The organism is Pseudarthrobacter adonitolis, assembly GCF_055412845.1.
The window spans coordinates 106671-113640 of the sequence record NZ_JBVAYW010000009.1; the positions used below are offsets into that span (position 1 = coordinate 106671).

Sequence of the window (6970 nt, forward strand, 5' to 3'; positions counted from 1 at the left end):
ATGGACACCGGATGCTGCACCGACACGGGTTGCTGTGACGAGGACGATCTGGACTGCTGCTGAACAGCGCCGCCCTGGCCTGCCGGTCCCACAAGGATCCGGCAGGCACTCAACCCGAACCGCCACACAACGGATGAAAAAGAGGACACTATGGATCCAGTGAAGACCTTTCCCGTCGCCGTCATCGGCGCGGGCCCCGTGGGACTCGCCACCGCGGCCCACCTGCTCGAACGCGGCCTGGAGCCTTTGGTTCTTGAAGCGGGCCCGACGGCGGGATCCGCCATCGAGCAGTGGCGCCACATCCGGCTGTTCTCACCCTGGCGGTTCAACCTCGACGCCGCTGCCGTGCGTTTGCTTGACGCCACCGGATGGGAGACCCCTCGCCTGACGGCACTGCCCTACGGCGGGGAACTGATCGATCACTACCTCGCCCCGCTGGCCGCGATCCCCGCGATCGCCTCCCGGCTCCAGACCGGCGCCCGTGTCCTGGCAGTGACCCGGCAGGGCATGGACAAGACCCACACCCGGAACCGCGATACCACACCCTTCACGGTCCGGGTCGAACACGAGAACGGCGAGGTCCGCGACTACACGGTGGCAGCCGTCATTGACGCCTCCGGCACATGGTCCACCCGCAACCCGCTCGGAACTTCCGGCCTGCCGGCCATCGGCGAGAACGCGGCCGCCGACCGGATCTCCTCTCCGCTGCCGGACGTCACCGGACGGGACCGCGCCTCCTTCGCGAACCGCCGCGTCCTGGTTGTGGGCGCCGGACACTCGGCCGCGAATACGCTTATCTATCTGGCTTCCTTCGCCAAGGAAGAGCCCGGAACCACCATCCTGTGGGCCGTACGCGGTGCATCCGCCGAAAAGGTTTACGGTGGCGGCGACGCCGACGGCCTGCCGGCCCGCGGCCAACTCGGAGCCCGGCTCCGCCGACTCGTTGAGGCCGGAACCATCGAACTGCACACCGGCTTCGGCATCTCCTCCCTCAAAACACTGGATTCCGGCGTCACCGTAGAAGCCGTCGATGGACGCACCCTGGACGCCGACGTCATTATCCCGTGCACAGGCTTCCGGCCGGACTTGGACATCCTGCGCGAACTCCGGCTCAACCTTGACCCTGCCGTCGAAGCACCTGTCGAGCTGGGCCCGCTGATCGACCCCGAATTCCACTCCTGCGGCACGGTCCAGCCGCACGGCGCCAAGCTGCTCGCCCACCCCGAGAAGGACTTCTACATCGTCGGCATGAAGTCCTATGGCCGCGCCCCGACCTTCCTGCTGGCCACCGGCTACGAACAGGTCAGGTCCGTCGCCGCAGCCCTCGCCGGCGACCATGAAGCCGCCGACACCGTCCACCTCGAACTGCCCGAAACCGGGGTCTGCTCCACCGACGGCGGCACCAGCTGCGACGTCCCCGCGGCCTCAACAGCAGACCTTGCCGGCTCGGCGGAGAGCGGCTGTTGCGCCGCGCCCGAACCGGTCCTCGTTGGATTCCCCACGGGGCTGGTCCACGGCCGCTCCACAGAACAGAAAGAAGACACCAACGCATGACCGAAAGCAGCAAAACTCCCGGCATCCTGTTCGTTTGCAGCAAGAACGGCGGCAAGTCCCAACTGGCGGCCGGTCTTATGCGGGACCTCGCCCGGGAAACCGTCACCGTATATTCGGCAGGCACCAAGCCGGGCAGCTCCCTGAACAACCAGGCCGTGGAATCCCTGAACGAACTCGGCATCAACGTAACGGGCGAGCACCCCAAGCCCGTCACCGACGAGGTGCTCGGCGCCGTCGACGTCGTCATTGTCCTGGGCACCGAAGCCAAACTCGAACCCCACAGCACTGCCCGCTTCGAGGTCTGGGAAACGGACGAACCTTCCACCCGGGGCATCGAAGGCATGGAACGCATGCGCCTCGTCCGCGACGACATCAACGTACGTGTCCGGAAGCTGTATGCGGAACTCACAGGGAATTGAGCTTGTCCAAACCGGTGGTTGAGCCTGTCGAAACCCGGTCTCGAGGAGGTCAACCACCGGTGCTCCTTGTATTGTTCAGCACGTCCGGCACCATCGCTTAGCGTTGGCGGTGCCCGGGCAGATACGGTAGTACCATGACGTCACCCACCGCCACCGAGACCTTACGGCCCAAACGCAACATCCCAGCAGAAATCGCCCGTTCGTGGCTTCTGGTCAACGCAATGAAAACCGAACTGTTTGACCAGTCGGCTGTTTCGCGCGCTGACTCGATCATCCTGGACATCGAGGACGCCGTGGACCCGTCGCAAAAGGACGAGGCGCGCGGACACGTGGTTGACTGGCTCGGCGGCGGCGGCCAGGCCTGGGTCCGCATCAACGATGCCACCAGCCCGTTCTGGGCCGATGACCTGGCCGGACTGCGCGGAACCCCGGGACTGCTCGGCGTGATGCTCGCCAAGACCGAGTCTGCTGACCAGGTGACTGAAAGCTTCCACCGGATGGACGGCAAGACGCCCGTCATCCCGCTCGTGGAATCCGCGCTCGGCATTGAGGAAGCCAACCATATCGCCAAGGCCCAGGGCGCCTTCCGCCTGGCCTTCGGCTCCGGCGATTTCCGCCGCGACACCGGTATGGCGGCCACCCCGGAGGCCATGGCCTACCCGCGCGCAAAACTGGTGGTTGCCAGCCGCGTCGGCAACCTGCCGGGCCCCATCGACGGCCCCACCGTCGGCACGAACCACCCCATCCTGCGCGAGCAGACCGGCGTCACCGTGATGATGGGCATGACCGGCAAGCTGTGCCTGGCCATCGATCAGACGAACGTCATCAACGAGGTCATCAGCCCCACCCCGTCGGACGTCGCCTGGGCCACGGACTTCATGTCCGATTTTGAAGCCAACGGCCGCGTCATCCGCGACGGTTCGGACCTGCCCCGCCTGGGCCGTGCCGAAAAGATCATGAAGCTCGCAGTAGCATTCGGCGTGCAGCCGGCGCTGTAGCGCCACCCGTTTACCAACGCACAGGAGACCCCGTGACCGATACTCGCTATCTGGTTCACGGGGTCTTTTGGGACGGCGCCCCGGCGCAGTCGGTAGGGCACGACGGCGGCAGCCCGGTTCTGCGCCTCCAATCACCGTCCGGGGATCTCCGCGAGGTCAGCCTCGAGGCGGGCGCCAAGCTCGGTTTCGCGGTGGCCGATCACGGCAGGTTCTGCCTGGGGCACCACAAGGTCCACTCAGCCACCAGCCGCGACCACATCCTGTGCCCGGCAAGCGCCCCCGCCGCGAAAGGCAAGCAGTGCGAACGCTGCTTTGTGCTGGACGATTCCCGCCTCATCCACGATTTCCACCGGGGCGGCCGCGTTCCGGACGGGCTGCGCACCTACCTTCTGCAGGATCACTGGCTCTACGTGGCCACGTTCGCCGGCGGCGCCAGCAAGGTGGGCACAGCGTCCCACCTGAGGAAATGGAACCGGCTCGCGGAACAGGGAGCCGTGGTGGCGCGGTACGTTGCCAGGACGGAGGACGGCCGGGTGGTGCGGCTCCTCGAGGACATGGTGACGCGCGAGGCCGGGCTGGCGCAGCAGGTCCGCTCCGCCGCCAAGGCCGAAGCCCTCGCGGGGCCGTTGCCAACGGCTGCACTGGACGGCATCAACAGCGCTCACGCAGCAGCGGTCCGCACGCTGCTGGGCCAGGCAGCCGTCGAAGATTTCAGCCTTGTGGACGAACTGTGGGTGCGGCCGGCGCAGGCGGCAGGGCTCTGTGCCCCAACGGCGCGCCACACCTACCCCCATCCCTTGGAGCAGGGAAAGCACGGCTTCGGAATCACCGCGCTGAGCGGGACCAACGCCCTCGCCAGCCTGGCTGGAACGGACGCGGCCTTTGTGGTGAACCTTGGCCGTCTGGCTGCCCGGACCATCGTCCTGGGGGACTTCGACTCGGAGGTGCCGGCCGTGCAGGAATCGCTGTTCTGAACGTGCTCGGTAGACTGTCACGGTGCTCAAAGAATTCTGGGAGTCAGCGCCCACCTCGTACAAAGTCCTGGTCTTCGGCGCCATGGGCCTCATCGCCGTCGGGATCATCCTGAACCTGGTGGGCAACAACACCAACAACCGTGACCTCGCCATGGCATCCCTGGTAGTCATCGGCCTTGGCCTGGTCCTGCACATCGCCGGGATTGTGGTGCGGGGCCAGACCATCCGGAAGAACCTCAAGCGATAGCGGCAGCGTACCGGAGCACGTGGCTGCGGGCGTGCTCCACAGCCTCGGGCAGGGACGTGAACAGGTGCTTGTGATGCCGCAGCGAGCGGATTACCCCGACGTTGGTCACCAGCTCGAGGTGTTGCGGCTGGACGCCCTTCAGTAGGACTGGCACACCGCGCAGCTCCAGCGCCGAGATGACCGCCACCAGTGCGTGGGCCCCGGTGGCGTCGAGCATCCGCACCTGTGACAGCCGGATGATTGCCACCTGGATGTCCCGGACCTGGCTGATTTCCTGCAGGACGCGATCCGCGGCGCCGAAGAACATGGCCCCGTCCAGCCGGAAGACCGCGATGTGCTGCCTAACGCCTGGGTGGTTCCAGGTTGTAAGTACTTGCTGCAGCTGTAGGTCCAAAACGACCGTAAAGTCGGGGTTGACGGGCCGAGTGGCCAGAGAATGCCAGATGTTGGGGGAAGTATGACAGTCAGCAGCCACCAGGAACACGATGATGCGGTGCACGCCGAGCATGAAGCGGCTCTTGCCCGCGGTGAACAACGGGTTTTGTATTTGACCGAGTTCGGGATGCTGCACAGCTACACCAAAGTGGAGTTGGGCGGCCCACCGAACGGAAGTTCACGGTGGTGGCAGAACCTGCCCGGACTGCTGTTCCTGCTGCCGATGCTTTGCCTCGGAACATACGTCTTCACCACTATTCCTGTTGAAGAGGCGAATGCGCGGTGGGCAACTCTGTTCGGTGCCGTGCTAGTAACCCTGATGGTCATTTACCTCATCTGGGAAATGGTGGTTGTGTATCGCAGTCGAAAAGAGCGCATCCGCCGGGGATCGCCTGATCCACTCCGCATCACCGGGGCTAAGACCACGCTTCCCGAGTCCTACACGCAATCACAGCCAATCAAGAAGAGCCGATGGTGAACAAACCCTGGGCGCCATGAGGTCGCGTTTCGATGGGGCCCGACACTGCAGCATCCTCTCGGGGGTACCTGTCAGAAACGACCTTTTCTGACTAGTCTTTTCGGCGCGCCGGAATCGGTGTGGATGTTGGTGTTAAGTGGCGGCTTCTTGTGTTCGCTCTGTGTCGCTAGTTGCCGATGACGAGGATGCTTGCTGCTGCTTCCACGACGTCATCGGTGATTGTTTCGAGTTGGTTGATTTTTAGGACGCGTGTGATCTGCGGGAATAGCCGTTCGAGGAGCCGGAAGTTGCCACGGGTGATGCGTTCTACTGCGGCGATTGCCTGGGCGTCGGTGAAGTCATCCGGGTCGAGGGTCCGGCCGAGGCGTTTCCAGTGTCGGTCCAGAACAAAGAGGAGCTCGTCTCTGCCGAGTGCGCGGTATCGATGGGAGAAGCCGAGGCGGCTGTAAAGCTGGGGGTAGTGCCGGAAACGTTGGTCTATGCCGGGCATGCCGATGAGGATCATCGGGAGATGGGTTCGGTCGTGGTTGTCACGGAGGAGTTCAAGGGCTGTCGCGTTGAGGCGTTCGGCTTCGTCGATTATTAGCAGCTCTACTAGCTGGGTGACTCTGTTTATTGAGCGTGGTGCGGCATCGAGCTTGTGCAGGTGTTCGTCGATGCACGAGCCGATTCTCACTTGGTACCGGTGTATGTCTTCCATGAGGGTTTTGGGACGGCAGAGAACGTCCGGGGTGTAGAAGACGGTCCGGGAGCGGTTGGCGAGTGCGTAGTGTTTCTCGTCCTGGTCGCCGCGTGGTCCCCAGGGAATCCTGCGGGTCGGCGGCTCAGCAGCTGCGAGGGCTTGCCGGACCGTCCTTCGGGAAACATGATGCTCCCTGGCAAGCGTGCGGATCGAGGATCCCTTGACGCGTGCGTCCCGCCGGATCCTTGCAAAAAGCTCCACCCTCGACTCCATCACTGCCTTCCATCGTTGGAAAAACAATCCTGATGAAATCAACGGTGGGGTGGGCTCAGTTCAAACTGCGATTCCTCGACCGGCGAGCCGCCAAGTGGTCTCGACTCAAACTGCAGAAGTGAATGGAGACCACAAACTGCCATAATCAGTCCCACTTCCTTGGAACCGGGACACCCCCTGCGGGATACTCCCCCACTGATCGGGATCGGAAATTCACGCTAAGGGTTTCATCCCTGACCGGACCAACGTTGCTCTGAACGTAACCAGTCCCATAAGGGGAAGGCTGAACGGTCGCGTTAAAGCCGGACAACCGTGTCGATCTGCACCTTCGCACCGAGTGGTAACGCTGCCACTTGAACCGTAGTCCGGACGGGGTACGGTTCATTCAAGTGATTGGCGTAGACGGCGTTGATGACTTCAAAGTCCTTGTAGTCCGTCAAGTAGATCGTGGTGCGCAGGAGATTCGAAAGGCTCAAGTTGAGCTCGTCCAGGAGTGTCGTCAGGTTGGTCATCATCGCCTCGCACTGTTCCTCGATATCATCCGAAACGAGCGAGCCGTTGTCCGTTCGCTGACCGATGATTCCAGCGGTGTAGCCTGTGTCGCCGTGTTGAACGAAGTGCGAAAAAGGAGCTGTGGACTGGTGAAGGCGCGGACTGAAATGGTGCTCTGGCATGGATGATTCGCTCTACTCTCGATGGGAAGACCTAGCCAATGTGGCACACGCAACGCTACTTCGAGGCTGTATGAAATTGTCCGATATCGGTCTTCACCAGTATTTTGGGCATTCCACAAGGGGAACCCTCACCGTGCTCAATCCGTGCCGCTAGATGCCGGTGAGCTGCTCTCGGCAACTCGGGGATACCACCCTCATAGGGCTCGGCGGATTGAACGCCAACGCCGCAGCCGGCC

General features: G+C 63.3%; 9 protein-coding genes. 6 read left to right on the forward strand and 3 right to left on the reverse strand.

Going from position 1 to position 6970, the window contains the following annotated elements; genetic code table 11:
- Positions 1-150 precede the first annotated feature (150 nt).
- The 5 genes from ACZYZ4_RS11680 to ACZYZ4_RS11700 all read left to right on the forward strand — a co-directional run bounded on the left by ACZYZ4_RS11680 (position 151) and on the right by ACZYZ4_RS11700 (position 4192).
- On the forward strand, positions 151-1554 hold the full coding sequence (locus ACZYZ4_RS11680) for an FAD-dependent oxidoreductase (RefSeq protein WP_463861004.1): 1404 nt from the start codon (positions 151-153) through the stop codon (positions 1552-1554).
- Positions 1551-1973 carry an arsenate-mycothiol transferase ArsC gene (locus ACZYZ4_RS11685; RefSeq protein WP_463861006.1) on the forward strand — a complete coding sequence of 141 codons (423 nt, stop codon included), beginning with the start codon at positions 1551-1553 and terminating at the stop codon, positions 1971-1973. Before ACZYZ4_RS11680 ends, ACZYZ4_RS11685 begins: the two co-directional genes overlap by 4 nt.
- A gap of 134 nt (positions 1974-2107) precedes the next feature.
- Entirely contained in the window at positions 2108-2971 is an 864-nt protein-coding gene (locus tag ACZYZ4_RS11690; protein WP_463861008.1) for an HpcH/HpaI aldolase/citrate lyase family protein, read from the forward strand.
- A gap of 32 nt (positions 2972-3003) precedes the next feature.
- Positions 3004-3945 carry a DUF2797 domain-containing protein gene (locus ACZYZ4_RS11695; protein ID WP_463861009.1) on the forward strand — a complete coding sequence of 314 codons (942 nt, stop codon included), beginning with the start codon at positions 3004-3006 and terminating at the stop codon, positions 3943-3945.
- 22 nt (positions 3946-3967) lie between these two features.
- Complete coding sequence (locus tag ACZYZ4_RS11700) at positions 3968-4192, forward strand: DUF3188 domain-containing protein (protein ID WP_463861011.1); 225 nt, start codon at positions 3968-3970, stop codon at positions 4190-4192.
- Here the strand turns inward: ACZYZ4_RS11700 and ACZYZ4_RS11705 are convergent.
- Positions 4182-4700 (reverse strand): sodium-independent anion transporter, encoded by a 519-nt coding sequence (locus ACZYZ4_RS11705; RefSeq protein WP_463861013.1) that lies wholly within the window; start codon positions 4698-4700, stop codon positions 4182-4184. The genes ACZYZ4_RS11700 and ACZYZ4_RS11705 overlap by 11 nt on opposite strands.
- Here ACZYZ4_RS11705 and ACZYZ4_RS11710 point away from each other — a divergent pair.
- The gene (locus tag ACZYZ4_RS11710; RefSeq protein ID WP_463861015.1) at positions 4650-5105 is read left to right on the forward strand and encodes a hypothetical protein; all 456 of its coding nucleotides are present in this window, start codon (positions 4650-4652) and stop codon (positions 5103-5105) included. The two genes, ACZYZ4_RS11705 and ACZYZ4_RS11710, sit on opposite strands and share 51 nt — an antisense overlap.
- A 166-nt stretch (positions 5106-5271) precedes the next feature.
- Here the strand turns inward: ACZYZ4_RS11710 and ACZYZ4_RS11715 are convergent, their stop codons facing one another.
- Both ACZYZ4_RS11715 and ACZYZ4_RS11720 read right to left on the reverse strand, forming a co-directional pair.
- Positions 5272-6060, reverse strand: a complete 789-nt coding sequence (locus tag ACZYZ4_RS11715) for an AAA family ATPase (RefSeq protein ID WP_463861017.1) — start codon at positions 6058-6060, stop codon at positions 5272-5274.
- A gap of 296 nt (positions 6061-6356) precedes the next feature.
- Positions 6357-6734 carry a RidA family protein gene (locus ACZYZ4_RS11720; RefSeq protein ID WP_463861019.1) on the reverse strand — a complete coding sequence of 126 codons (378 nt, stop codon included), beginning with the start codon at positions 6732-6734 and terminating at the stop codon, positions 6357-6359.
- Between the last annotated feature and the right edge of the window lie 236 nt (positions 6735-6970).